Annotated in this window: 21 protein-coding genes; 4 read left to right on the forward strand and 17 right to left on the reverse strand. The window is 60.7% G+C overall.

Annotated features, from left to right (window positions below; genetic code table 11):
- Positions 1-68: 68 nt before the first annotated feature.
- The gene (gene trhO / locus ACPYOI_RS18605; RefSeq protein WP_481416381.1) at positions 69-998 is read left to right on the forward strand and encodes an oxygen-dependent tRNA uridine(34) hydroxylase TrhO; all 930 of its coding nucleotides are present in this window, start codon (positions 69-71) and stop codon (positions 996-998) included.
- Here the strand turns inward: trhO and ACPYOI_RS18610 are convergent.
- The 6 genes from ACPYOI_RS18610 to ACPYOI_RS18635 all read right to left on the reverse strand — a co-directional run bounded on the left by ACPYOI_RS18610 (position 995) and on the right by ACPYOI_RS18635 (position 8,193).
- Positions 995-3,202, reverse strand: a complete 2,208-nt coding sequence (locus ACPYOI_RS18610) for a bifunctional diguanylate cyclase/phosphodiesterase (protein WP_481416382.1) — start codon at positions 3,200-3,202, stop codon at positions 995-997. The genes trhO and ACPYOI_RS18610 overlap by 4 nt on opposite strands.
- 172 nt (positions 3,203-3,374) lie before the next feature.
- Positions 3,375-4,151, reverse strand: a complete 777-nt coding sequence (locus tag ACPYOI_RS18615; RefSeq protein ID WP_481416383.1) for a MetQ/NlpA family ABC transporter substrate-binding protein — start codon at positions 4,149-4,151, stop codon at positions 3,375-3,377.
- Between the two features lie 71 nt (positions 4,152-4,222).
- Positions 4,223-4,891, reverse strand: a complete 669-nt coding sequence (locus ACPYOI_RS18620) for a methionine ABC transporter permease (RefSeq protein ID WP_481423161.1) — start codon at positions 4,889-4,891, stop codon at positions 4,223-4,225.
- The gene (locus tag ACPYOI_RS18625; RefSeq protein WP_481416385.1) at positions 4,881-5,954 is read right to left on the reverse strand and encodes a methionine ABC transporter ATP-binding protein; all 1,074 of its coding nucleotides are present in this window, start codon (positions 5,952-5,954) and stop codon (positions 4,881-4,883) included. The genes ACPYOI_RS18620 and ACPYOI_RS18625 overlap by 11 nt, the downstream gene beginning before the upstream one ends.
- A gap of 268 nt (positions 5,955-6,222) precedes the next feature.
- Positions 6,223-6,771 carry an NADPH-dependent FMN reductase gene (locus tag ACPYOI_RS18630; protein WP_481416386.1) on the reverse strand — a complete coding sequence of 183 codons (549 nt, stop codon included), beginning with the start codon at positions 6,769-6,771 and terminating at the stop codon, positions 6,223-6,225.
- A gap of 48 nt (positions 6,772-6,819) precedes the next feature.
- The gene (locus ACPYOI_RS18635; protein WP_481416387.1) at positions 6,820-8,193 is read right to left on the reverse strand and encodes a GH1 family beta-glucosidase; all 1,374 of its coding nucleotides are present in this window, start codon (positions 8,191-8,193) and stop codon (positions 6,820-6,822) included.
- Between the two features lie 230 nt (positions 8,194-8,423).
- On the opposite strand from ACPYOI_RS18635, the gene ACPYOI_RS18640 reads away from it, so the two are divergent.
- Complete coding sequence (locus ACPYOI_RS18640) at positions 8,424-8,825, forward strand: DoxX family protein (protein WP_481416388.1); 402 nt, start codon at positions 8,424-8,426, stop codon at positions 8,823-8,825.
- 68 nt (positions 8,826-8,893) lie between these two features.
- Here ACPYOI_RS18640 and ACPYOI_RS18645 read toward each other — a convergent pair whose 3' ends face one another.
- The 6 genes from ACPYOI_RS18645 to ACPYOI_RS18670 form a co-directional block, all read right to left on the reverse strand.
- Entirely contained in the window at positions 8,894-9,277 is a 384-nt protein-coding gene (locus ACPYOI_RS18645) for a hypothetical protein (RefSeq protein WP_481416389.1), read from the reverse strand.
- Positions 9,278-9,400: 123 nt separating this feature from the next.
- Entirely contained in the window at positions 9,401-10,588 is a 1,188-nt protein-coding gene (locus ACPYOI_RS18650; RefSeq protein ID WP_481416390.1) for a Gfo/Idh/MocA family protein, read from the reverse strand.
- Between the two features lie 197 nt (positions 10,589-10,785).
- Positions 10,786-11,841, reverse strand: a complete 1,056-nt coding sequence (locus ACPYOI_RS18655; protein WP_481416391.1) for a sugar phosphate isomerase/epimerase family protein — start codon at positions 11,839-11,841, stop codon at positions 10,786-10,788.
- Between the two features lie 243 nt (positions 11,842-12,084).
- Entirely contained in the window at positions 12,085-13,032 is a 948-nt protein-coding gene (locus ACPYOI_RS18660) for a substrate-binding domain-containing protein (RefSeq protein WP_481416392.1), read from the reverse strand.
- Positions 13,033-13,118: 86 nt separating this feature from the next.
- Complete coding sequence (locus ACPYOI_RS18665) at positions 13,119-14,129, reverse strand: ABC transporter permease (protein WP_481416393.1); 1,011 nt, start codon at positions 14,127-14,129, stop codon at positions 13,119-13,121.
- A 77-nt stretch (positions 14,130-14,206) separates the two neighbouring features.
- The gene (locus ACPYOI_RS18670) at positions 14,207-15,730 is read right to left on the reverse strand and encodes a sugar ABC transporter ATP-binding protein (RefSeq protein ID WP_481416394.1); all 1,524 of its coding nucleotides are present in this window, start codon (positions 15,728-15,730) and stop codon (positions 14,207-14,209) included.
- A gap of 171 nt (positions 15,731-15,901) precedes the next feature.
- On the opposite strand from ACPYOI_RS18670, the gene ACPYOI_RS18675 reads away from it, so the two are divergent.
- Complete coding sequence (locus tag ACPYOI_RS18675) at positions 15,902-16,933, forward strand: LacI family DNA-binding transcriptional regulator (RefSeq protein ID WP_481416395.1); 1,032 nt, start codon at positions 15,902-15,904, stop codon at positions 16,931-16,933.
- A 151-nt stretch (positions 16,934-17,084) separates the two neighbouring features.
- On the opposite strand, the gene xylA is transcribed toward ACPYOI_RS18675, so the two are convergent.
- The 5 genes from xylA to ACPYOI_RS18700 all read right to left on the reverse strand — a co-directional run bounded on the left by xylA (position 17,085) and on the right by ACPYOI_RS18700 (position 24,060).
- Positions 17,085-18,395 (reverse strand): xylose isomerase, encoded by a 1,311-nt coding sequence (gene xylA, locus ACPYOI_RS18680; protein ID WP_481416396.1) that lies wholly within the window; start codon positions 18,393-18,395, stop codon positions 17,085-17,087.
- Positions 18,396-18,582: 187 nt separating this feature from the next.
- On the reverse strand, positions 18,583-20,037 hold the full coding sequence (gene xylB, locus ACPYOI_RS18685) for a xylulokinase (RefSeq protein ID WP_481423162.1): 1,455 nt from the start codon (positions 20,035-20,037) through the stop codon (positions 18,583-18,585).
- Positions 20,038-20,054: 17 nt separating this feature from the next.
- On the reverse strand, positions 20,055-21,080 hold the full coding sequence (locus ACPYOI_RS18690) for a LacI family DNA-binding transcriptional regulator (RefSeq protein WP_481419666.1): 1,026 nt from the start codon (positions 21,078-21,080) through the stop codon (positions 20,055-20,057).
- Positions 21,081-21,215: 135 nt separating this feature from the next.
- Positions 21,216-22,811, reverse strand: a complete 1,596-nt coding sequence (locus ACPYOI_RS18695; RefSeq protein ID WP_481419667.1) for a DHA2 family efflux MFS transporter permease subunit — start codon at positions 22,809-22,811, stop codon at positions 21,216-21,218.
- Positions 22,812-22,833: 22 nt separating this feature from the next.
- A complete protein-coding gene (locus ACPYOI_RS18700) occupies positions 22,834-24,060 on the reverse strand; it encodes an HlyD family secretion protein (protein ID WP_481419668.1) in 1,227 nt (408 codons plus the stop codon).
- A 148-nt stretch (positions 24,061-24,208) separates the two neighbouring features.
- Between ACPYOI_RS18700 and ACPYOI_RS18705 the strand changes: the two genes are divergently transcribed.
- Positions 24,209-24,886 carry a TetR/AcrR family transcriptional regulator C-terminal domain-containing protein gene (locus ACPYOI_RS18705; protein WP_481419669.1) on the forward strand — a complete coding sequence of 226 codons (678 nt, stop codon included), beginning with the start codon at positions 24,209-24,211 and terminating at the stop codon, positions 24,884-24,886.
- The last annotated feature ends 209 nt before the right edge of the window (positions 24,887-25,095 follow it).

A 25,095-nucleotide genomic window follows, 5' to 3' on the forward strand; every position in this document is an offset into this window, starting at 1 on the left:
GAGGGGGCTTCCGCCCGCGGCGCCGAAGGAGATTGCGCCGCGAGACCATATTCTGTATTTCAGCGCCCATGACCGGCAGCATCAATCACACCAGTCCGTTCCTCGTGGCGGCGCTTTATCATTTTGTATCCGTGCCTCGCTTCGAGAGCCTGCGTGAGCCTTTGGAGGCGCTTTGCGAGGAAAGCGGCGTGAAGGGCACGCTGCTTCTGGCGCATGAAGGCATCAACGGGACGATCGCTGGGCCGGATGCCGGCATCAATACAGTGCTCGCCTATCTGCGGGCGCAGCCGGAATTTTCAGCGCTGGAGCACAAGGAAAGCCGTGCGTCCAAGATGCCGTTCCTGCGCATGAAGGTGAAGCTGAAGAAAGAGATCGTGACGATGGGTGTCGAAGATGTCGACCCCAACAAGGTCGTCGGCACCTATGTGACGCCGCAGGATTGGAATGCGCTGATCTCCGATCCCGACACGATCGTCATCGACACGCGCAACGACTACGAAACGGCGATCGGCACCTTCCGCGGCGCCGTTGACCCGAAGACGAAGACCTTTCGCGAATTTCCCGAATGGGTGCGTCAGAACCCCGGCCTGCATAACAAGCCAAAGATCGCCATGTATTGCACCGGAGGCATCCGCTGCGAAAAGGCGACAGCCTTCATGAAGGAGCAGGGTTTTGACGAGGTGTATCACCTCAAGGGTGGAATTCTGAAATATCTGGAAGAAGTTCCGCAGGAAGAAAGCCTATGGGACGGCGCCTGCTTCGTCTTCGACGAGCGCGTTTCGGTCGAGCACGGATTGAAGGAAGGCGAGCACAAGCTTTGTCATGCCTGCCGCAATCCGATCACGGTCGAGGAAGTCAGTTCGTCTCTCTATGAAGAGGGCGTCTCCTGCAGCAACTGCTATCACAGGCGCACGGAAGACGACCGGCTGCGCTACCGCCAGCGGCAGCATCAGATCGCGCTCGCCAGAAAGCGCGGCCAGAAGCACATCGGGACTTAAGCGGCGCTTGTCGCGCGCCCCAAACGGTCGGGCCGACGGCCTTCTTCCAGCATTTCGGTGATCCTGTCCGCCGGCACCGGCTTACTGAAGAAAAAGCCCTGCAGGCTATCACAGCCGAAGAGACGGACGGCAAGCGCCTGCTCTTCCGTCTCGATGCCCTCGGCGGTCACCGGAATGTTGAGTGAACGGGCCAGGGCAACCGTCGCCTGCAGCATCTCGCGCTGGCTGTCGCTTTCGGTAACGCCCTGGACCAGCGAACGGTCGATCTTGATGCGGTCGAAACCGAACTGGCGCAGATAGCCGATCGATGAAAAGCCCGAACCGAAATCATCGAGCGCAATCTTGAGGCCGAGCGTCTTCAGCCGCTCGATGGACTGGCGTGTGCGCTGCGGGTTCTGGATCATATAGCCTTCAGTGATCTCCAGCGTCACGCGCTCTGCCTCGATGCCCGTCTGTTTAAGGACATAGCGCACGTAGTCAGCAAAGGCCGGGTTGCGGAACTGACCGGGGGAAACGTTTACGGCCACACGCAGTTCCGGCCATTGCTTGGCGGTCTCGCAAGCCTTGCGCAGCACGAAGAGACCGAGGGCCTCGATAAGTCCGCTGGTTTCCGCGATCGGAATGAATATCTCCGGCGAGACCGGGCCATGGCCGGGGCGATTCCAACGCACCAGGGCTTCGACGCCATACATCTCGTGTGTGGATGCATCGATCAGCGGCTGATACACGAGTGTCAGATCGCCGGTGTCGATCGCCGTGCGCAGGTCGAGTTCGAGCGCATTGCGCTCCTCCCGGTCGGCATCCATGAGTGGATCGTAAAGCGTCATGCGCGCCCGGCCGGCTTCCTTTGCCTTGTACATCGCCAGATCGGCACGGCGGACCAATTCTTCGCGGCCAATCGCGCCGGCCGCAGACATCGCGATGCCGATGCTGGCTCCTACGACGACAACCCGACGGCCAATTTCCAGTGGTTCGGCCAGGAAATCGAGAATCTGTTCCGAAAGCTGGAGAGCATCGGCGTTGCCGCCGTCGGACAGGAAAGCAATTGCGAATTCATCACCGCCGATGCGAGCCAGAACCGCGCCTTCAGGTATCAGCATCCTGAGGCCCGCAGCAACCGCGCGGATCAACTGGTCGCCGGTGCCGTGGCCATAGCTGTCGTTGACTTCCTTGAACCCGTCAAGATCAAGATAGAGAAGCAATACGCTCTTGCCGGTCTGCTTCGCCTCGGCAACGATCTCGTCGACGGCCAACCCGAGACCCTCGCGGTTCGAGAGCCCGCTCAGGCGATCGCGGAGCGCGTCCTCGCGAGCGCTGATTTCCTCCGCCTTGAGGCGGCGTCCGGCGAGCCAACCAATGACGAGCAGCACGGCAAAAAACAGCCCGACGAGACCGAGCGCCTTGACAACCATCGGCCACACCTGTGCGTAGCCGATATCGCCCGGGGAGCGGGAAACCCAAACGAGTTTGCCGAGCGCCTCTCCCGCCGCATCATTGATTGCCACGGAATATTGCGCGTCGTACGTCGATGGCACCAGCTTCAAACCGGGGATGAGATAGGTCTCGCCGAGCGCTGCGATCTTTTTATCGGTCAGATGGCGCACAAGGATCAAGTAGCGGCGCTGATCGGCTGGCATATCCAGCGCACCGAATTTCCCCCGCACGAGTGCAAGGCCAACCATAGCAACTCCGCTCTTCGTACCGACGAAGCCGACGGCCTCTGGCGACTGCAGACCGGCCGTCTTCACGCTATCGAACAGCGCCCAGAGGGAGGGCGAGAAGAAATCGTTGAGCGCTTCCTTCATCGGCTGGCCGTTGCGATAGGCAATCAGCGGCTTCTTGTCTTCGCCAATGACGATCGTCATGTCGAAAAGCGGAGTGTCGGCGGACGCTTCACCGTAGTTGTCGATCGTCCAAGCCATCCCATCCGCAGAATAGACATTGGCCACGGCATCGTTCCATGTCGAATAGTCGTTGAGCGTGGCGCCAAGCTGCTCCTGGACTGTCTTGATCGCGCCTGTCGTCGTCTCCCGCGAACGCTCGTCATCAAGAACGTTGGCGTTCTCGGCCACATGTGACAGCGCCGTCAGCACCATGACGGTCACCACTGCTACGATGAGCGCAAAGGAAAACAGGACACCTACGACGGTCGTATGGCGGCCGATCCCCGAATACTGGCTTTTCTGCCCAAAGAACGCAGGCATACATTGATCCTCAACCCTCGGGGACCTTGCCAGCCAAGGTTTCAAAAACGGTTAAAGCCGCAGCACGAGAATTGCTCAGCATGACTTTTTCAAATACGAATCTTAAAAACGAAAAAAGACCCTTCCCGCCGAGCGGGAAGGGTCAGATCAAGCCGGAAATTTAATCTCTCGCTTACCAGCTGGCGATCACGGTACCCTTGAAGGTGTCGGCGATGAACTGCTTGACGGCATCGCTGTGATAGGACTCCACCAGAGTTTTGACCCAAGGCTGATCCTTGTCCTGACTACGCACCGCAATGACGTTTGCATAAGGAGACTTTTCGCTTTCGATGGCGATTGCATCCTTCTTGGGGTTGAGGCCAGCTTCCAGCGCGTAGTTGGTGTTGATGACAGCGGCATCGACATCATCCAGCGAGCGCGGCAGCTGGGCCGCATCGAGCTCGGCAAACTCGATGTTCTTCGGGTTTTCGGTAATGTCGGCCGGGGTCACCTTCAATCCGGCATCCGGCTTCACCTTGATCAGGCCCTTGGAGGCAAGGACCAGAAGAGCGCGGCCGCCATTGGTCGGGTCGTTCGGAATGCCGATCGTCGCGCCATCCTTCAGCTCGTCGAGGTTCTTCACCTTCTTGGAATAGACACCCATCGGGGTGGTAATGGTGAGGCCGACGCTGACGATGTCGAAGCCGCGGTCGGCAATCTGGTTGTCTAGATACGGCTGGTGCTGGAAGGAATTGGCATTAAGTTCGCCGTCGGCCAGCGCCTGGTTCGGAACCACATAGTCGGAGAATTCGAGGATCTCGATGTCCAGGCCCTTCTCGGCTGCGATTTCCTTGACCTTCTCCATGATCTGAGCGTGCTCACCGGAGGTCACGCCGACCTTGATGGTTTCCGCAAGCGCCGGGAAGGCGGCGAAGGCAGCGAGTGCGGCCGCGAGGATGAGCTTCTTCATGGATGTCTCCTTCATGTTATCGTTCAAACAGGTTGGCAAGCGGCCAGTCTTGGGAGGCTGGATTTCGGAAATCAGGTCTTACGGCTGCGCTTGTCGAAGCGGCGGGCGAGCGCATCGCCCGCGCTCTGGATGACCTGGACGAGCACGATCAGCACCACGACGACAGCAAGCATCACTTCCGGCATGAAGCGCTGGTAGCCATAGCGGATGCCGAGGTCTCCGAGGCCGCCGCCGCCAACCGCGCCGACCATGGCGGAATAACCGACCAGGCTGACCAGCGTGATAGTGAGCGCCAGGGTAAGTCCTGGCTTGGCTTCGGCAAGCAGCACCTTGAAGACGATCTGCAGCGGTGTCGCGCCCATTGCGCGGGCAGCCTCGATCAAGCCCTTGTCCACCTCGCGGATCGCCGCCTCCGCAAGTCTTGCGACGAAGGGAATGGTCGCGATCGTGAGCGGCACGATCGCCGCATAGGTGCCGATCGAGGTGCCGGTGACGAGGCGAGTGAAGGGAATGATGGCCACGACGAGGATGATGAAGGGCGTCGAGCGCGCCGCGTTGACGATCACGCCAATGACGCGGTTGCTCACAGGGGCCGGGAAAAGCTCGCCCTTGCCGCTGGTCGCCAGAAATACGCCGATCGGCAGGCCGATCAGCGAGCCGACGAGGCCGGAGATGGCCACCATCTGCAGCGTCTGGAGAAGCGCCTTGTAGAGCAGGTTGAAGAGCATATCAGGCGACATAGCCGAGCACCTCCGCAATGAGGCCATTCATTTCGAAGAATTTGTCCGCTTTCGCGGTGGTCGCATCATCGGCCGAATAGGCGATGATGAGCGAGCCATAGGGCTCTCCGCCGATCTCATCGACCGTGCCGGCGATGATGTTGATATCCGAACCCAATGTTTGAATAAGCTGCGAGATCAGCGGCTGTTCCGCAGTCGCGCCGAAGAAAGTGACACGCACGGCAACGCGCCCGCCCGCTGCCTTTTGCGGCTGCAGGCTCGATGCGAGCGCTGTCGGAAGCTTCGAGCCTGGCAGGCCAGCAAGGAGCGCCCGCGTTGTCGGATGTTGCGGCTGTGTGAATACATCGAAGGTGCGGCCGCGCTCGACGATAACGCCCCGGTCGATTACGGCAACGTCGCTTGTAACGGCTTTGACAACTTCCATCTCGTGCGTGATCAGAAGCACGGTAAGGCCAAGCTCGGCATTGATGCGCTTCAGCAGCTCTAGGATCGACTGGGTGGTTTCCGGGTCGAGCGCCGAGGTCGCTTCGTCGGAAAGCAAGAGCTTCGGCTGCGTGGCAAGCGCGCGGGCGATACCAACGCGCTGCTTCTGGCCGCCGGAAAGTTCGGCCGGATAGCGATCGCGCTTGTCGGAAAGGCCAACGAGATCGAGCAGAGGCTCGACGCGCGCGCGGATGGCATCCCGCTTGAAACCGGCGATTTCCAGTGGCAGCGCGACATTCCCGTAGGCAGTGCGCGAAGAAAGCAGGTTGAAATGCTGGAAGATCATGCCAACCGAACGGCGGAGAGCCCGCAGGCCCGCCTCATCCAGATCGGGCACATTGACACCATCGACGATGACCTTGCCGCTTGTCGGGCGCTCCAGCCCATTGACGAGGCGGATCAGCGTCGACTTGCCGGCGCCGGAGCGGCCGATGATGCCGGTGATGGAGCCGCGCGCGACGGCGAAATCGACCGCGTCAACGGCGGTGAAGGATTTGCCTTCGGCGCCGAAGCGTTTCGATACATTCTCAAAGACAACGGCATTTGCAGCGGCGGCGGCGGGTTTGGGGTCGGGTTGCATCTATGCTCTCGAAGTTCAAAAAATCCTGTGCGCATCGAAGGGCCCAGGACAGGCGCATGAGTCAGGCCGGCATTCGGTAGCGCATTCGGAACAGAGAGGCAGTCTTTAACATTGCAAAACCGTAATGTTCAATTTCATCCACGCATGGCAGCCATGCGCCGCGAAACGCCATACCTTATGGGCGGAATGATAGCGGATTAAACAGAGAGATTTTTTCTTTGAATTGAGTGCCGAAGAAAAAAGCGTCTCACTTCAGGAAAAACGCCGTTCAGGAGACGGTCGTCTCGATCGCTGCGCGGAAGGTATTCAGGGCAACAGCCAGAGTTCCATCTTTCGCCGCAGCCATCAGCGCCTCTCGTTGCGCATCTGGCGTCTTGCCGAGAACCGGGACTCTGAGGAAAGCCTGCGGAATGATCGCAAAGGACATCGTCGTCAGCACCTCTTGCAGCTGTGACAGTACGAATTCGCCGCGATGCGAAGTGTGAGCGAGCATCAGCGGCTTGAACGGCACCTCGTCACGGGAGACCAGCCAGTCCAGAGCATTCTTGAAGCCGCCTGGGATGCCATGCGCATATTCCGGACAGGCGACGATGACGCCATCTGCGGCGCGGACCTTCGTCGCAAACTCTTCGACGATCGCCGGCGTGCTCTCGCCTTCCCGATCAGGATTGAAGATCGGCAGGTCGCCGATCAGATCGCAGATTTCGATCGATATGCCCTCAGGCGCATGCCTGCTAAGGGCTTCCAGCAGCAGGCGGTTCGTCGAGGCCGGCCGCTGGCTGCCGCAAAGCGCATAGAGAAGGATCGGCTTTTCCATGCGGTCCGGCTTACGCCTTCGCTTCGATTCGCGCCATCGACAGTGCGGTCATGCCGTCTTGTGATTGCCCTTGGGAAACTGGCTCGCAAGCTTGCGATACCACTTGCCGCTCTTCTTGACCGTGCGCACCTGCGTTTCGTAATCGACATGAACCAGGCCGAAACGCATCTTGTAGCCCTCTGCCCACTCGAAATTGTCCATCAGGCTCCAGGCGAAATAGCCGCGCATCGGATAGCCGTCCTTGATGAGATCGGCGACGACGGCAAGGTGATCGCTGTAATAATCGAGGCGCGGCTGATCGTCGACCTCCCCATTGACGATGCCCATGTTGTAGCAGGCCCCGTTTTCGGTGATGTAGCATTCCGGGAGCTCGTAGCGGCGGTAGAGATCTTCGACGACATTCTTCAGGCCCGGCGCATAGACTTCCCAGCCGATGTCGGTCTTCACGTCGCTGACACGCGGCGCCTCAAGCGTCCAAGGAAAATCGCCGCTCCTGGCCGGATCGTCGGCAACGCGCAAAGGCGTGTAATAGTTGAGGCCCCACCAATCGAGCTTCTGGCTGATGATCTTCAAATCGCCGTCCTCGACGGCAGGCATGCGATCGCCGAGCGCTTCCACGAATTCCGGCGGATATTCGCCCTTGAAGACGGGATCGAAGAAGGCACCATTGTGGAATTGATGCGCCCGCTCGCCGGCGGCAAGGTCTGCCTCGCTCTGCGACCCTGGAATGACGGACATCGCGTTGAGTACCAGGCCCACCGGAACATTCGGCGCTTCGGACCGGACAGCCTCGACGGCGAGACCGTGCGCAAGGTTCATGGTGTGCATGGCATAAAGCGCCGCCTGCATATTACGTTCGCCCGGCGCATGGATGCCGTAAAGATGACTGAGCCAGACGATGCACCACGGCTCGTTGAACGTGGCCACGCTGTCGAGCCGGTCGCCGAGACGACGCATGACGGTCTGCGCGTAGCGCTGATAGGCGTAAGCCGTCGAACGCGCCGTCCAGCCGCCATCTCCCATCAAGGTCAATGGTAGGTCCCAATGATAGAGCGTCGCGAATGTCTTGATGCCGCGCGCCTTGCAGCCGTCGACCAGGCGATCGTAGAAATCGAGGCCTGCTTCGTTCACCGGTCCGGTGCCGTCGGGAATAATGCGCGGCCAGGCGATCGAAAAACGGTACGCCTTCACACCCATCGATTTGATGAGATCGAGGTCCTCATCGAGGCGGTTGTAGTGATCGCAGGCGACATCACCGTTCTGGCGGTTATAGACGCGCCCGGGCATGTTGCAGAAGGCGTCCCAGATGGACGGCTTGCGCCCATCGGCCTTGGAGGCGCCCTCGATCTGGAAGGCAGCCGTTGCAACGCCAAAGGTGAAATCGCCCGGAAAGCGAGCGGCAAGAAGCTTCGGATCGTACATCTGGAACCCCGTGGATTGCGGCATAGTGGCGGTTTAGCCAAGCATCGATGGCTTGTACAGACTAAACTGTAACGTTGCAGGTACACCATTCTCCGCTGGGCGCTCGGCGCCGTGGATCTGGCCGCGCCTCCAGCTATATCCGATAACGCTAATGTCAGCAGTCGTGATTTGTCATTCCGGCGACCGTCGATAGAGACGTCTCTGAATTCTTGGGGGATGAAAGGAATCCTATGCTCTCTTCGATCCATCTGGCGCAGCCCCATCTTCTCAGCGTGCTGCGCATCGTCTCGTCGCTTGTGCTCTTCAGCTACGGAACGCAGAAGATCCTGCATTTTCCGGCTGCAGCGAGCGTTCCACCGGTCGGCTCGCTCCCGTGGATCGCAGGGCTGCTGGAACTGACGCTGGGCTTCCTTGTGCTGGTCGGCTTCAAGACGCGCGTTGCAGCCTTCGTCCTCTCCGGCCTGATGGCCTTCGCCTATTTCATCGCGCATGCGTCGAAGAGCTTCTACCCGGCGCAGAACGGCGGCGTGGCCGCAATCCTCTTCTGCTTCCTATTCCTGTACTTCGTCGCGGCCGGTGCCGGCCCATTCAGCATCGATGCGCTGATGAGGCGAAAGCAAGTGGCCGCCTGAAACGGTCTCGCACGATCCGAGGCGGCAGATAGCTGCCGCTTCGATCATCCTAACGCCGAAGAACGGCATCAAAGCTTCTGCGGGCTGTCCTTCAGCTTCACGGCCATGGTGACAGTGCCGCGCACGATGATGTCGTTTCGCGAGCCGCGATTGAGATCCGCACTGCTCGTGAGATTGGTGATCTGGCAGCTCTCAGCCAGCGTCTCCAGAATGAGATCGCACTGCCCGCCAGCCATGACGTAGAACCCTTTCTGGGCCGCCTTGATCTGGTCGGCAAGTTCCTGCCCCGCGTCAACAGGAACCGACAGGGAGACAGTCGTCTGCACGTTGACCATTCCGGGAACGCGCTGGCCAGCATAGAAGTTGGGCACCCGATTGGGAACTTCCTGCGACAATGCCGGAAACGCTGCGAGCGCCAATGCACATGTCACTAGTCTGGCAGAAGATTTCATAGGGCCTCTCCATCCGGTTGCACCCACTTCTGCCACGGCGCTGTTAAACGATAATGAGCGCACTCCCTAAGATTGGAAAGAATGCGCCCAAAAGTTGCATCAATCAGTCGTTTGGCGCGAAGATCAGACCTTGACCCAGGCCCCGTTCCTCTTGGACGAAGCAACGCAGGCCTCGACGAACGCCACGCCCTTCACGCCGTCATCGACCGTCGGGTAGATGACGGCCTTGTCTACGGCCTTGCCTTTTTTCGCCGCGTGGATTGCGTGAGCGGCTTCCGTGTAGATAGTCGCAAAGGCTTCCAGATAGCCTTCCGGATGGCCCGATGGAACGCGCGAAACGCGGGCCGCAGCGGCCCCTGCTCCGGCACCGCCGCGGGTGATCAGCCGCTTCGGCTCGCCGAACGGCGTGAACCAGAGATAGTTCGGATCGGCCTGAACCCACTCGATACCACCCTTGGTGCCGTAAACACGGACCTTCAGACCGTTCTCATGACCGGGCGCCACCTGACTGCACCAGAGCATGCCCTTGGCCGGCTTTTCCGAACCTTTGGCCTTGAAGCGCAGCATCACGTGGGCGTTGTCGTCCAGCCGGCGGCCCGGAACAAAGCTGTCGAGGTCGGCCGCCAGACTGTCGAGTTCAAGGCCGCTGACGAAGCTGGCGAGGTTATAGGCATGCGTGCCGATATCGCCCGTCGAACCGCCGACGCCGGACTGCGCCGGGTCGGTGCGCCATGCGGCCTGCTTCTGGCCCGTCTGCTCGACCGCCTCGGTCAGCCAGTCCTGCGGATATTCCGCCTGCACGACGCGGATATCGCCAAGCTCGCCATTGGCAATCATTTCCCTGGCCTGACGCACCATCGGATAACCGGTGTAATTGTGCGTCAGCACGAAAAGCGCACCGCTTTCGTCGGCCACCTTTTTGAGCTTCTTCGCATCGGCCAGATTGGAGGTCAGCGGCTTGTCGCAGATGACATGGATGCCCCGCTTCAGAAATTCCTTGGCGGCGTCATAATGGACGTGGTTCGGCGTGACGATCGAGACCGCCTCGATGCCGTTCTTCAGCTTCGCTTCGCGGATCGCCATCTCGCGATAGCTGGAATAGGTGCGCGACGGGTCGAGGCCAAGCTCACGGCCCGATGCGACCGCCTTTTCCGGCGTGGAAGACAGTGCTCCCGCAACGAGTTCAAACTTGTCGTCGAGCCGGGCTGCCATGCGATGGACGGCCCCGATAAACGCGCCGGCACCACCGCCCACCATGCCGAGACGGATGCGCGGCTCGCGGGTCTGCTCGCTGGATGCTTCAATTGCCATGAGATTCCTCCAAAAAATGAGTGTTCAGCGACGGTTGCCAAGAATCCCTTCTCCCCAGCGGGGAGAAGGTGGCGGCAGCCGGATGAGGGGGCTGGCGGCAGAGGATGCCCTTCGCCATTCGCTCGGGCCTTGCTTCGCTCCGCCCCCTCATCTGTCCTTCGGACATCTTCTCCCCGCTGGGGAGAAGGGAAAGCCGCTTACGAAAGCCCGAGCATGCGGCGGTTGGCAGCCTGGTCCGTGCCGCTGCCCGCGAAATCGTCGAACGCCTTTTCCGTCACGCGGATGATATGTGCCTTGACGAATTCGGCCCCTTCGCGCGCACCGTCCTCCGGATGCTTCAGGGCGCATTCCCATTCGACCACCGCCCAGCCGTCGAAGTCGTTCGCGGTCATCTTCGAGAAGACGGCGCCGAAATCGACCTGGCCGTCGCCCAGCGACCGGAAGCGGCCGGCGCGCTCGACCCAGCCCTGATAACCGCCGTAGACGCCCTGCCGCCCCGTCGGATTGAACTCCGCATCCTTGACGTGGAACATCTTGATGCGGTCCTTGTAGATGTCGATGTTCTCGAGATAGTCGAGGCACTGCAGGACATAATGCGACGGGTCGTAGAGCATGTTGGCGCGCGGATGGTTTCCGACGCGCTCCAGGAACATCTCGTAGGTGACGCCGTCATGCAGGTCTTCACCGGGATGGATCTCGTAGCAGACATCGACGCCTTGAGCATCGGCGTGATCGAGGATCGGCTTCCAGCGGCGCGCAAGCTCGTCAAATGCGGTCTCGACGAGACCGGCCGGACGCTGCGGCCAGGGATAGATGAAGGGCCAGGCGAGCGCGCCGGAGAAGGTGGCATGCGCCTTGATACCGAGGTGCTTCGAGGCCGTCAGCGCCATCTTGACCTGCTCGACAGCCCACTCCTGCCGCGCCTTCGGATTACCGCGCACCTCGGGTGCGGCGAAACCGTCGAAGGCTTCGTCATAGGCCGGATGAACGGCGACGAGCTGGCCTTGCAGGTGCGTCGACAACTCGGTGATTTCCACGCCGTTCTCGCGCGCCTTGCCGGCGAATTCGTCGCAATAATCCTTGGAGCTTGCAGCCTTCTTCAGGTCGATCAGCTGGCCCGCCCAGGTCGGAACCTGCACGCCTTTGTAGCCGGTATCGGCGGCCCATTTGGTGATGGCATCCCATGAGTTGAAAGGCGCAACATCGCCCGCGAACTGCCCGAGGAACAAGCCCGGCCCTTTAATCGTCTTCATGTCAGAATCCTCCCTGATGTCGACCGTAAACGTTTATGGAGCCTTCTAGCATACCTTTCGGCGGAATAAGGCGCCTCCACGGGCTTACGGCCGATGTCGCTGAAAAGCTGAAAGTCAAGCAGTTGAAACTAATCATGCCTGTCCGGAAGCCGCAAGAGGTACGTGCCGCATTGCGGAAACTCCTGACGAACAGACAAAGAAAATGCGCCCATCCTGTCGGATGGGCGCACCGGGATCAAATGATCAGAACGGAGAATCCGGGAAGTAGAAGTCCTTGGCATTGTCCTTCGTGACAAGCGTCGCGTCGAGGACGAAGGTGCCGCGCACCGGAACCTGGCCGTAGAGGCCGGCAGCCGTCAGTTCCATGGCCGTACCGACCATTGCCGGCGGATAGAGAACATCGACCGGGATCAACTTGTCGCCGTCCATGACCTTCTTGACCATGTCCTTGGAGCCGGCGCCAGCGACGACATACTTGATGTCGGTCCGCTTGGCCTGCTCGATCGCCTGCAGCACGCCGACAGCCATGTCGTCATCCTGGCACCAGACCACATCGATCTTCGGATACTTCGTCAGATAGTCCTGCATGACCTTGAAGGCATCATCGCGGTTCCAGTTGCCGTACTGACGGTCGAGAACCTTGACCTTGGAGCCGGCAATGCCCTTGTCGAAGCCGTCCTGGCGCTGCTGGTCGATCGGGATCGGCAGACCGCGGATGACAACGACTTCGGCGTCCGGCGTCTGCGCAGCAATGTACTTGCCGGCGACTTCGCCGAGCGCCGGGTTGTTTCCAGCAACGTAAAGGTCGCGGACGGAGTCGTCGTTGGTCGACGGCGCGCGGTCGACGAGAGCGACGTACTTGCCCTTGCCCTTGACTTCCTTGATGGCGTTGACGAGCGGATCCGGATCCGACGGCAGGATGACGAGGGCATCGATGCCCTGCGTGTCAAGATCCTGCACCGCGTTCGCCTGGCTGGCGGCGTCCGGCGAGGTCTTGACGATGACGTTCAGGCCCGGATGCTGTTCCATCAGCTTCTTGGCGATGCGTTCGGCATGAAACACGACGCCCGAGGTCCAACCATGGTCGGCGGCCGGAATGGACACGCCGATGGTAAACTTCTTATCCTGTGCGTATGCGGTACCCGCCAGAGTGATGGCCGCAACCGCAAGACCCAACATGAGTTTGCGCATTCTATTTCCTCCCAATAAACGTCAGGGACTTTTCCTACCGTCAACCGGACGCCCTGTGATCCCGGCTAATTTCTGGAGCCGATCCGCTATGATTTGCGGACCAGCGAGCGCTGCACCAGCATGGCGATGATGATGATCGCACCCTGGATCGCACCGATGAGATATTCGCTGATGAAGTTCGACAGCAGCATGATGTTGCCGACGAGCTCGAGAATGAAGGCACCGCAAATCGTGCCCCAGACACGACCGGCACCGCCCTTCAGCGCCGTGCCGCCAACGACGACAGCGGTGATAGCCTGCAGCTCCCACAGGATGCCGGTCGTTGCCGAGGTCGAGCCCAGGCGTGGCACATAAAGCAGCACGGCGATGGCGACACAGAGCCCCTGGATGACGAAGGCGATGGTGCGCACGCGATTGACCGCAATGCCGGAATAGCGCGCGACATCGCTGTTGGAACCGACCGCGACGACATGCCGGCCGTAGCGCGTACGATAAAGGATGAAGGCCGCAACGGCCGTGACCGCCAGGATTACGACGATCGGCACCGGCACGCCGAGAATGCTGCCAAAATAGGCTGGACGGTAAAGCGTCTGAATGTCGGGCGAGCGCAGCGTAATCGCCCCGCCCTGCGAGAGCCAGGTTGTCAGGCCGCGATAAATACCCATGGTGCCGAGAGTGGCAATGAAAGGCTCGATCCTGCCGACCGTGGTGATCAGACCATTGGCAAGTCCGCAGAGCGCGCCGGCAACGAGCGTGAATAGGAGCGCAGCGGCCAGCATCAACGTCGGATCGGCAATCACACCGGAATTCATCAACAGGATCATCAGACTGGCGACGAAGGCCACCATCGAGCCAACGGAAAGGTCGAGATCCCCCGCAGAAATGACGAAGGTGGCGCCGACAGCAATGATGGCGATGAAGGCGCAGCGCGTCGCGACATTTGCAAGGTTGGTGATGCCGATGAAGTTCGGATTGACCAGCGCGCCCACGATCAGCAGCAATATCAGGGCTGCAAAAGGCGCAATGGCCCGCAGGTCGATATCCCGCCAGGGCCGACGCCTGATCTCCCTGGTCTCCTCGTTCACACTCGTCTCCAAACCAACCTCCCGCCCGCAAATTCGATGGGCATCATATGTGCGCGGCGCGCCAAGCGCGGCCGCCTTCCCCGCCAGCGTCAGGCGGCTTTCTTCTTCAATCCGGCGGCGTAGCGCATGATCTCCTGTTCGGAGATCTCGTCGCCCTCGAGCACGCCGACGATCCGTCCCTCACGCATCACGACGACCCGCGTGCAGAGGCCGATCACCTCAGGCATCTCCGAAGAGACGACGATGATCGACCGTCCGTCGCGCGCCAGCGCCGAGATGAAATGATAAATCTGCTGCTTGGTGCCGACATCGATGCCGCGCGTCGGCTCGTCGATGATGATGATTTCGGGCTCGGTCTCCATGACCTTGGCAAGCAGCAGCTTCTGCTGGTTGCCGCCCGACATACGGCCGGCGACGATATTGGTATCGCGAACGCGGATATCGAAGCGCCGCCGCGCCTTGGCGAGCGCCTTCGCCTCGCTGCTCGGGCTGAGATAGCCGTGCCGCGAATGCTGGCCGAGCGACTGTAGCGTCAGATTGGTCATCATGCCGGAGCGCAGGAGCAGGCCCTTCGACTTGCGATCCTTCGTCATGTAGGCAAGCCCGGCGCGATTGGCGGCATGCACATCGCCCGACGGAACCGATTCACCGCGAATGTGGACCTCTCCCGAAGCACGGCTGCGAAGCCCGGCGATCGCCTCCATCAGCTCCGTACGACCGGAGCCGATCATGCCTGAAAAACCGATGATCTCGCCCTTGCGAACCTCGAAACTGGCATCCTGAACATAACCCGTCGACACGCTTTCGACCCGAAGGACGACTTCCTCGTCGACGTTGGGCTCCACCTTGGTGGGATAGAGACTTGAAAGCTCGCGCCCGACCATCAGCTGGGCAATCGACTCGCCGTCGAGCATCGAGGTGGGGGCCGTCTTGACCCACTGACCATCGCGCAGCACGGTCACGCGGTCGGTGATTTCCATCACCTCGTCGAGCTTATGAGACACGAAGATGAAGCTCGTGCCCGCGTCGCGCAGCTTGCGCACCTGCCGGAACAGGAAATTCGTCTCTTCGCGCGACAGCACCGCCGTCGGCTCGTCCATAATGACGACGCGCGCATCGCGGCTGATTGCCTTGGCGATTTCCACCATCTGTTTGTCCGCGATCGACAATGTGCCGATGATGGCATTCTCGTCGACGTGCGAACCCAGGAGATCGAGTGCCTTGCGGGTCTCGGCGCGCATGTATTTGCGGTCGAGCACGCCGAAACGCGTGACTTCGCGGCCTAGAAAAAGGCTCTCTGTGACCGTCAGATGTTCGGCGAGATTGAATTCCTGATGGATGAGAACGATGCCCAGCGCTTCGGCCGCGCCGTTGGCCGGCAGCACGACCGGCTTGCCGTCGAGCAAGATCTCACCCGAGCTTGGCTGCTCGAAGCCGGACATAACCTTGACCAACGTCGACTTGCCCGCGCCGTTTTCACCCATCAAAGCATGGATTTCGCCGGCGCGTAGATCGAAATTGACACTGAAGAGGACTTGCACGCCGCTGAACGACTTGCAGATGCGCCGCGCGGACAACACCACAGGCGCGGCGTCGACTGGATCCACACTCATTGATTGGCTTCCTCCCCTGCGGCTCCCATCCGCTTAAGGCCATATGTAAACCTTTACACGACGTATGTAAAGGTTTACATCATTGTTGCACACAGATCTGCCGGCCCCGGCGTTTGACCTCCCGGCAAGTCTGTGTAGTGTCGCGGCGAAGGCATCCCAAGGCAGGACGCAGTGTCGAATTCCACGCCCGCAACCATAGAAGACGTCGCTCGGATCGCCGAGGTTTCGATCGCGACGGTATCGCGGGCAATCCACATGCCGGAAAAGGTCGCGAACTCGACACGCCTGAAAGTCAATCAGGCGATCGCTATCACTGGCTACACCACGAATGCCATGGCCCGCAGCCTGCGGCTCGGCCGGTCGAACATGATTCTCGTGGTCGCCCCAGATATCGGTGATCCGAATTTCTCCAACATTCTCGTCGGCCTTGAGAATGAAGCCCGCGCCCATGGCTACGGCATCCTGATCGGCCATACGCAGAACGATGCCCAGCGCGGTCTCGAATATCTGAAATTCCTGAATTCCAACCAGGCCGCCGGTCTGATCCTCTTTACCGGCATCCTGCCTTTCGGCCATCAGACGATGACCGCCCGTCTGCCGCCAAGCGTCGGCGTCTTCGAACCGGTTTTCAATGGCGGCATCCCCTATGTCGGCGTCGACGATGTGGAAGGCGCTAGAAAGGCGGTCGATTTGCTGCTTGCCGAGGGCCACCGCAACATTGCCTTCATCGGCGATTCGCGTACACGCCTTGCCTATAGCAGGCGGCGTCAGGGCTATGACGCCGGGCTCGATGCAGCAGGCGTCGCACCCGATATGCGCATCATCCTCGAAGGCGACGGGACGCTGGAAAGCGGCCGCCACGCTGTCGAGCAGCTTTTCATGCGCGACACGCTGCCGACCGCCTTCATGTGTGTGAACGACCAGACGGCGATCGGCGTGATGATTGGCCTCGGCGCCCGCGGCTACGACATTCCGACCGACTTCTCCGTGACCGGCTTCGACGATGTGCCACAGGCCGTCTTCATGTCGCCGCCGCTCACCACCATCCGCCAGCCGCGAACCGCGATCGGCAAGCAGGCCATGGCGCTACTTCTGGAATTTCTCTCCGACGGCCAGCCGGCGGAGACCGAAATCCTGCTGCGGCCGGATCTTGTGGTGCGCAATTCGGTCGGCGCACCGTCGCGGCGATGGACGAAACGCTGACATCGGCTAGCGGGATAGTCCCGGCGCGAGTAGCACCCGCGATGCATTTATTTCACCCGCTTGAATGTCCACTTCACGACCTATTCGCCGCTTCGCTTCAGCGAAAAGCCGGGAAGCCTTTGCTTCCCGACCCTCTCCCATTAACCGCCGATCAAACGTAGCGGTTGACGATATTTTCCAGAAGTTCCTGCTTGCCGGACTTCGGCTGCGGATTGACGTCTTTGCTTTCAACCCAATGGGCAATCTGTTCGAGCGAGTATTCGCCGCGGAAGAGCTTCTGGCCTTCAGCCGAATCCCAGCCGGCATAGCGGTCGGCAAGCGGCTTCGAAAGGGCCTTGTGCTCGACCATCTTGGCGGCGGCCTTAAGCCCGCGGGCGCAGCAATCCATGCCGCCGATGTGGCCGATCAGCAGATCTGCCGGATCGAGCGACTGGCGGCGCAGCTTCGCATCAAAGTTCGTGCCGCCAGTGGTGAAACCGCCGTTCTGCAGGACCTGGTAGTAGGCGAGCGCCATTTCCGGCACGTTGTTCGGGAACTGGTCGGTATCCCAGCCGGACTGATAGTCGTTGCGGTTCATGTCGATCGAGCCGAAGATGCCGAGCGCGCCGGCGAGCGCCAGCTCGTGCTCGAAGGAATGGCCGGCGAGGATCGCGTGGCCCTGCTCGATGTTAACCTTCACCTCGTTTTCGAGGCCGTGCTTCTTGAGGAAGCCGTAAACGGTCGCGACATCGTAGTCGTACTGGTGCTTGGTCGGCTCCTGCGGCTTCGGCTCGATGAGGATCGTGCCCTTGAAGCCGATCTTGTGCTTATACTCGACGACGAGGTTGAGGAACCGGCCGAGCTGATCGAGTTCGCGCTTCATGTCGGTGTTGAGCAGGGTCTCGTAACCTTCGCGGCCACCCCACAGAACGTAGTTCTGGCCGCCGAGCTTCTGCGTGGCGTCGATGCAGGTCTTCACGGTTGCTGCGGCGAAAGCAAAGACGTCCGGATCCGGGTTGGTGGCCGCACCGCTCATGTAGCGGCGATTGGAGAAGAGGTTTGCCGTACCCCAGAGCAGTTTGACGCCGGTGGCGGCCTGCTTTTCCGCGAAGTAGTCGACGATCTCGTTCAGGTTCTTCGTGTTCTCGGCGAAGTTCTTGCCTTCCGGGCGCACGTCAGCGTCGTGGAAGCAGTAGAACGGCGTGCCGAGAAGTTGGAAGAATTCGAAGGCGACATCGGCCTTCAGCTTCGCCGCCTTCATCGTGTCTTCGAACCACGGGCGCAGGAAAGTCTGGCCACCGAACGGGTCGCCGCCCGGCCAGGTGAAGCTGTGCCAGTAGGCGACGGCAAAGCGGAGATGATCCTCCATGCGCTTGCCGAGGACGATCTCATCCGGCTGGTAGTAGCGGAAGGCCAGCGGGTTGGTGCTGTCCGGGCCTTCATATTTCACTTTCTGGATATCGCCGAAAAATCCGGTGCTCATGACCATGTCTCCTTGGGTTCAATTTGTTGTTCTGCCGTGCGGCGCCCCCTCATCCGCCTGCCGGCACCTTCTCCCCAACGGGGAGAAGAGACTCGCTGCAGTGTTGCGATCCCTTCAGAGGCAGACACTGCGGACTCCCCCTCTCCCCTCGGGGAGAGGGTAGGGTGAGGGGGTGGCCCAATTCCGTTCAGCCCGCCAGCGACCTGATCGCCGGGTAAAGCGCACGGTAGCGCTTGTAGGCATCCTCGTAGGCAGCGCTCAAAGCCGTGACCGGCTCGATCGTCCCTGTCGTCTTTGGCGGCGCGCAGACGACAACCGGATCGGCGCCGGTGGCGGCAATGAGGCCGAGACGGGCGGCACCGAAGGCCGCGCCGAAATCGCCGTCTGCCGGCAGGTCGACCGGAACACCGAGCGCAGTCGCAATCGAAGCAAGCCAATAGCGCGAGCGCGAGCCGCCGCCGATGGCAGTAACGCGTGAAATGTCGGTTCCGGCCGAACGCAGCGCCTCGAGATTGTCGCGGATGGCGAAGGACACACCTTCCAGCACCGCCTGCGTCAGCACCGCACGGCTGCTCTCGTGAGCAAGGCCGATGAAGGCGCCGCGGATGACGGCATCGTTGTGCGGCGTGCGCTCACCGGAAAGATACGGCAGGAAAGTGACGCCCGTCGGGGCCTTTAATGTCTCGCCGAGTTCAGTGGTCAGATCCGCCGCCGACTTGCCGGTGACGCCGGAATGCCAGTTCAGCGCATCGGTGGCCGCCAGGATGACGCCCATCTGGTGCCAGGTGTTCGGCAGCGCGTGGCAGAAGGCATGCACGGCACTTTCCGGCTTCGGCAAATAGGAGCCGTTCGCCGCGAACAGAACGCCGGACGTGCCCAGCGATACGAAGGCAGCACCGTGACTGACGGTGCCCATGCCGCAAGCCGAAGCCACATTGTCCCCCGCCCCGCCGGCCACAACCACACCGCCGGTGATGCCCCATTTGGCGGCGAGTTCAGCGCGCAGCTTGCCTGCCTGCTCCGTGCCTTCGACAAGCGTCGGCATCTGCTTTTCGTCGAGATTCGTGGCGGCAAGCAGTTCGGGTGACCATTTGCGTTTGCCCGTATCGAGCCAGGACGTGCCCGCCGAATCCGACATTTCCGACATGTGCTCGCCGGTCAGCCAGAGACGCAGGTAATCCTTCGGCAGCAGCACCCAGCGAATCTTGGCGAATATTTCCGGCTCGTTCTTGGCGACCCAAGCGAGTTTAGGCGCCGTGAACCCGGGAAAAACGATATTGCCGGTGAGCTTGCGGAATTTTGCATCGGCATCGAGTGCTGCCGCTTCGCGATAGCTGCGGGTATCGTTCCAAAGAATGCAGGGGCGCAGCACTTTGTCGTCAGCGTCGAGCAGCGTCGCACCGTGCATCTGGCCCGAAAGACCGATGCCCTTGACCGCTGCAAGCTCCTTCGGATGCTTCGCTTTCAGACCTGCAACCGCTTCCTCCGTCGCCCGGATCCAATGCGAGGGTTCCTGCTCAGACCAGCCCGAATGCGGGCGGGAGACGTCCAGCGCACCGTTCGCCGAACCGATGATCTTCTGATCACCGTCGATGAGCATTGCCTTGATGCCCGAGGTTCCAAGATCGAGACCCAGATACATGTCATTCTCCCTTGCCGTTACGGCAGATTATCCTTCAGGAATATGTCCAGACGGATGCGCTCCTGCGCGTCGATGACGGCGAGGCCGTCGGCCTTGGCCTTGAGAACCCGGATGGCGCTGCGCACTTCGTGGCCGGCGTCCTGATTGAGCACCGCATCGATCGTGCCGTCGATCAGCGCGGCGCGTGTATGGCCCGTCAATTCATGGGCGACGACCGTCACGCGCCGGTCCGCGCCCTTGCCCTTGAGCGCCTTGATGAGACCGCGGTTGCCGGCGCCCAGGCTGTAGACGCCGATCACCCGTTGATGCCTGGACAGCGCATCGGCGACCAGCATATGCGCCATCTCCGGATCGTCGCGCCCTTCCAGGACCGGCAAAATGGAAAGTTTCGGAAACTCCTGCGCCATCAATGCCGCAAAGCCTTCAAGCCGCTCGCGATGATCACGCACCAACATGGATCCGGCGAGCACAGCCACCTCACCTTCGGCATCGCCGAGGAAACGACCAAGCAGACGCGCCGCTGTTCTCCCTGCGGCGATGTTGTCGACGCCGGCATAGTGATGGCGGCGCGACCCGGTGAGGTCCGAAACCAGCGTCACCACGGGAATGCCATCATCCACCAGCTTGTCGACTGCGGCGATCACTTCCGGTGCGTCGGTGGCGACAAGGGCAATCCCGGCGGGGCGTTCGTCCGCAAGTCTATCCAGCGCCGCCACCAGAGCGATCGGGTTGAAGGCTGCAACTTCAACCGTCCCGATGTCGGTACGTTCGACCGGCGAGCGTTTGATCGCCTCCCGGATTTCGGCGTGCAAGCCGTGCATAAAGGAATTGTCCGAAGAGGGCAGGATGAAGACCAGCGGATAGGTGCGGCCCTTTGCAAGGTTGGCGGCCGCAACATCGCGGACATAGCCGATTTCGCGGATGGCCGTTTCGACCTTCTCACGCGTGATGCGGCGCACGCCGGGGCGCTGGTTCAGAACACGATCGACTGTTGCAAGACTGACCCCCGCCGCAGCGGCGATGTCGTGAACCGTAGGCCTCATCATCTCCTCCTGACGAGACCTTTAGCGCCAAATTTGATGTACGTAAATCAAAATCTTCGACCGGTGCCGATCCCTTATGCAGAACGACCGGCTTTGGTGTCCCAAGCCGGCCGTTACCTCATTTGCTCGAAGGGCTCAGTGGCCTCCGCCACCACCGCCGCCGCCACCTGGAGCCGCGGGCTTGCTGATCATCGCGACGCCAAAGATCATAGCCACGAAAAGCAAGGTGAGGAGCAGGAACACGTCGCTGAAGGAAAGGATGATTGCCTGCTTCGTCGCAAGACCGACCATCTGCTTGATCGCGACGGACGCGCCATCCATTCCATAGGAATTGAAGTTGGCGGCCATGTTGTTCATTTGGTCGATTGCGGTCGGATTGCCCCAGTCGAGGTTTTCACGCAGACGCTCGTAGTGGACGTCCTGACGGGTCGTGAGCAGGGTGTTGATCACCGCAAGACCAACGGCGCCGCCAAGGTTTCTCGTCAGATTGAAAAGCCCGGAGGCTCCCCGCATTCGGGCGGGCGGCATCGTGCCAAGGGCGATGTTGTTGATGGGCACCATGCACATCATCAGGCCGAAGCCGCGCAGAATCTGCGGGATGAAGAGCTCGTAGAAATCCCAGTCCGCCGTCAGATGCGTCATGATGAAAGTGCCGGCCCCGAAGCTGACAAAGCCGATCGCCATCATCAGGCGCAGGTCCATCTTCGTCGATAGCCGGCCGGCGATCGGCGCCGTGAAGAACATCGCCAGGCCGGAGACGAACATCGTCTCGCCGATCATCAGCGAATCATAGCCGCGGATGCGCCCGAGATAGACCGGGTAGACATAGGTCAGGCCATAAAGCCCGATGCCCATGACGAATGAGAACACCGAACCAAAGGCAAAATTCCGGTTGGTAAAGGCCCGAAGGTCGACGACAGGGAAATCGTTGGTGAAAGCGCGATAGAAGAAGACGATCGCACCGACGGCGGATGCCACGGCACCGGCGACGATATAGCTGTCCTCGAACCAGCCGTTCGAATTGCCTTCCTCCAGCACATATTCCAGCGCACCGAGGAAGACGCCCATGGAGATGAGGCCCCACCAGTCGAACTTCTTGAAGAGCGAGAGCTCCGGCTTGTCGAAGTCGATGAAATTCCAGGTGACCGCCGTGACGATGATGCCTGGAATGACGTTGACGAGGAATAGCCAGTGCCAGGAGAAAGCATGGCTGAGATAGCCGCCGACGGTCGGGCCGATTGTCGGCGCAAGAGTAGCGATCAGGCCGATGATCGGCGAGACGATGCTGCGCTTCGACGGCGGGAAAATGGTGAACGCGGCCGCGAACACCGATGGGATCATGCCGCCGCCGATAAAACCCTGGATGGCGCGGTAGACGATCATCTGATCGATGTTCGTCGCAGTCGCGCAGAGCACGCTCGACAGCGTGAAACCGGCCGCCGAAATCGCGAAAAGGTAACGCGTCGAGATGATACGCGCGAGCGTACCCGACAGTGGAATCATGATGACTTCGGCAATCAGATAGGATGTCTGCACCCAGCCGATCTCGTCCGACCCCGCGCTGAGGCCAGCCTGGATTTCCGCCAGCGATGCGGAGACGATCTGGATGTCGAGGATCGACATGAACATGCCGAGCACCATCGCGAAGAATGCAATGAGCTTGCGGGGATCCATGTGTTCCTCGGCGCGAGCGGCCGGAACGGTTCCTGCTGTTGCGGTCGTCGCGGCCATTGGCCCTACTCCGGCTGGCTGATCACTTGGCTGCCTGCTCCGCATCCGGCGCCGTGCGGGTATCGACGTCGACGACGACGCTCAGGCCCGCACGCAGGCGGCCACTGTCAAGCGCATCCTGAGGCAAGGCGATGCGGACCGGCACGCGCTGGATGATCTTGGTGAAGTTGCCCGTGGCATTTTCCGGCGGCAGCAGCGAGAACACAGAGCCGGATGCCGGCGAGATCGACTCGACGGTGCCGACGATCGGATGATTGTCGTAGGCATCGACATGAACGTTGACCTTCGAGCCGGGAACGAGATGCTGGATCTGCGTCTCCTTGAAGTTCGCGTCAATATAGAGCTGGCGAACCGGTACGAGCGCCATCAACCGCTGGCCGGGCGAAACGAGATCGCCTTCCTGAACCGAGCGGTTGCCAACGACCCCATCATACGGGGCCTTGAGGACCGTGAAAGACAGGTCGCGAGCGGCCTTGTCACGCGCCAGCTCGAGGGTGCGGACGGAGCCCTCGGCTTCCTTGCGCTGCGCTTCGAGGATGGTGATGTTGGCTTCGGCAGACTTGATGTTTGCGTCCCCGCCGATCAGATTGGCCTTGGCCTGATCAAGAGCAATATTGGCGTTATCAAGTTCGGCCGTCGTGCCGACCGACTTCGCCTGAAGGTCCGCCTGGCGCTTCTGAGTGATCGTGGCACCGCGAACTGCCGCATCGAGAGCAACCTTGGAAGCCTGCGCCTGAGCGAGCGCGGCCTTGGCGCCCTCGATCTGCGCATCGATGCGGCTCAGCGACAGCTTTTCGGTGGCGATCTGGGCTTCCGCCTGATCGAGCGCGTTCTGGTAGTCCCCGTTGTCCAGCGTGGCGAGCACATCGCCGGCCTTGACCTGCTGGTTGGCGACGACGTTCACCTTGGCGACATAGCCGGTGACCTTCGGCGAGATCGTCGCGATATCGCCTTCGATATAGGCGTCATCTGTCGAGACCATGAAGCGGCCGTTCGTCCACCACTCGTAGCCGTACCATCCGCCTCCCGCCAGGATGGCGAGCGCGATGATCGGCAGCACGAAACTCCGCCGTTTCTTCTTTTCCTCGGGCTTGCCCGCGGGCATCGCCTCTGCGGTCGGCAGCTGCGGCGTGTCGCGAGCCTCCGCGGCAGGGGCGTCCGCGGAGGCTGCTGCTTCCCGCTCGGCCACATCGGCTTCGGCGGAATCGCTGACAATCCGTGCTACGTTGGTCTTCTGACTGGACGACATTAGAAAGTCCGCATGGTTAGTGGCAATCGAACTGAACGGTTCGGTTCAGTTGACATAGAGCGTTTTTACAGTCATATCAAGCTATATCGAACCAGGCGGTTCGATTTTGTTAAAGAATCGTCGCAGTTGCGAACGTAGTTAAAAAGCAATGACCGAAGTATCGAAAGGTTCCGTCGTCGAAACCCATGCCACAAGCGGCAGATGGGCAGCAGGAGAGGATCCGGCAAAGCGCAGGCAGATCCTTGAAGGTGCAAAGCGTGTCTTTATGAAACTCGGCTTTGATGCCGCGAGCATGAACGACGTCACGCGCGAGGCGGGTGTTTCAAAGGGAACACTTTATGTCTACTTCGCCAACAAGGAAGAGCTGTTTGCGGCGATGATCGAAAGCGAGCGCGCCGCCTTTGTCGCCGCGCTGCGCGGGGCCCTCGAAGAGCATGACGACGTCGAAGAAGGCCTTTATGACTTTGGATTGAGCTTCATCTCCCATGTGACGGACGAGAAGGTCATTACCGCCATGCGCACCGTGCTTGGCGTACGCGAACGCATGCCCGTGCTCTGCCAGCGTTTCTTCAAGGGCCCGGAAAACCTGCGTACGGTCCTGCACGACTATCTGAAACGCTATGTGGACGCCGGAAAGCTGAAGATCGACGATCTCGATCTTGCCGCAGGGCAATTCCTTGATCTTGCGAGCGGCAGCTTCTTCAAATTCCGTCTCTTCGGCAGCATGCCCGAGCCGCCTTCCAAGCCCGAGATGGAGCGTGTTATCTCCGGCGCCATTCGCGTCTTCATGGCCGCCTACGGCGTTAGGCGGCACGACGCTTCCTGAGCGGGTGGCTCTCCGCCGGTCAAATGACAATTGCGACCGGTTTCGCGCTCGTTGAGAGCGCGACGCACGCTTTGATCCGCGCACCGGCACGCGCATCATGGAGAATGGTGAAGGAATAAAAGCTTCCCCGCTTTCGTATACTCCCCTGTGCGCTTGTTTCCTGGCGCCTTCACCTTACATTGCGGCGTCTTCGGCGCGAGGGGAAATAC

It is taken from the genome of Rhizobium sp. SVR5-2C (assembly GCF_056755115.1).

Excerpts from the sequence above, each read along its gene's own strand:
- xylB (WP_481423162.1), bottom strand. The coding sequence starts at position 20,037 with ATGTATCTGGGTCTCGATCTTGGAACCTCGGGCATCAAGGCAATGCTC.
- ACPYOI_RS18670 (WP_481416394.1), bottom strand. The coding sequence starts at position 15,730 with ATGAGTGTGGATCCAGTCGACGCCGCGCCTGTGGTGTTGTCCGCGCGG.
- ACPYOI_RS18655 (WP_481416391.1), bottom strand. The coding sequence starts at position 11,841 with ATGAAGACGATTAAAGGGCCGGGCTTGTTCCTCGGGCAGTTCGCGGGC.
- ACPYOI_RS18660 (WP_481416392.1), bottom strand. The coding sequence starts at position 13,032 with ATGCGCAAACTCATGTTGGGTCTTGCGGTTGCGGCCATCACTCTGGCG.
- ACPYOI_RS18615 (WP_481416383.1), bottom strand. The coding sequence starts at position 4,151 with ATGAAGAAGCTCATCCTCGCGGCCGCACTCGCTGCCTTCGCCGCCTTC.
- ACPYOI_RS18610 (WP_481416382.1), bottom strand. The coding sequence starts at position 3,202 with ATGCCTGCGTTCTTTGGGCAGAAAAGCCAGTATTCGGGGATCGGCCGC.
- ACPYOI_RS18645 (WP_481416389.1), bottom strand. The coding sequence starts at position 9,277 with ATGAAATCTTCTGCCAGACTAGTGACATGTGCATTGGCGCTCGCAGCG.
- ACPYOI_RS18640 (WP_481416388.1), top strand. The coding sequence starts at position 8,424 with ATGCTCTCTTCGATCCATCTGGCGCAGCCCCATCTTCTCAGCGTGCTG.
- ACPYOI_RS18625 (WP_481416385.1), bottom strand. The coding sequence starts at position 5,954 with ATGCAACCCGACCCCAAACCCGCCGCCGCCGCTGCAAATGCCGTTGTC.
- ACPYOI_RS18630 (WP_481416386.1), bottom strand. The coding sequence starts at position 6,771 with ATGGAAAAGCCGATCCTTCTCTATGCGCTTTGCGGCAGCCAGCGGCCG.
- ACPYOI_RS18690 (WP_481419666.1), bottom strand. The coding sequence starts at position 21,080 with ATGAGGCCTACGGTTCACGACATCGCCGCTGCGGCGGGGGTCAGTCTT.
- ACPYOI_RS18700 (WP_481419668.1), bottom strand. The coding sequence starts at position 24,060 with ATGTCGTCCAGTCAGAAGACCAACGTAGCACGGATTGTCAGCGATTCC.
- ACPYOI_RS18650 (WP_481416390.1), bottom strand. The coding sequence starts at position 10,588 with ATGGCAATTGAAGCATCCAGCGAGCAGACCCGCGAGCCGCGCATCCGT.
- trhO (WP_481416381.1), top strand. The coding sequence starts at position 69 with ATGACCGGCAGCATCAATCACACCAGTCCGTTCCTCGTGGCGGCGCTT.
- ACPYOI_RS18620 (WP_481423161.1), bottom strand. The coding sequence starts at position 4,891 with ATGTCGCCTGATATGCTCTTCAACCTGCTCTACAAGGCGCTTCTCCAG.
- ACPYOI_RS18635 (WP_481416387.1), bottom strand. The coding sequence starts at position 8,193 with ATGTACGATCCGAAGCTTCTTGCCGCTCGCTTTCCGGGCGATTTCACC.
- xylA (WP_481416396.1), bottom strand. The coding sequence starts at position 18,395 with ATGAGCACCGGATTTTTCGGCGATATCCAGAAAGTGAAATATGAAGGC.
- ACPYOI_RS18695 (WP_481419667.1), bottom strand. The coding sequence starts at position 22,811 with ATGGCCGCGACGACCGCAACAGCAGGAACCGTTCCGGCCGCTCGCGCC.
- ACPYOI_RS18705 (WP_481419669.1), top strand. The coding sequence starts at position 24,209 with ATGACCGAAGTATCGAAAGGTTCCGTCGTCGAAACCCATGCCACAAGC.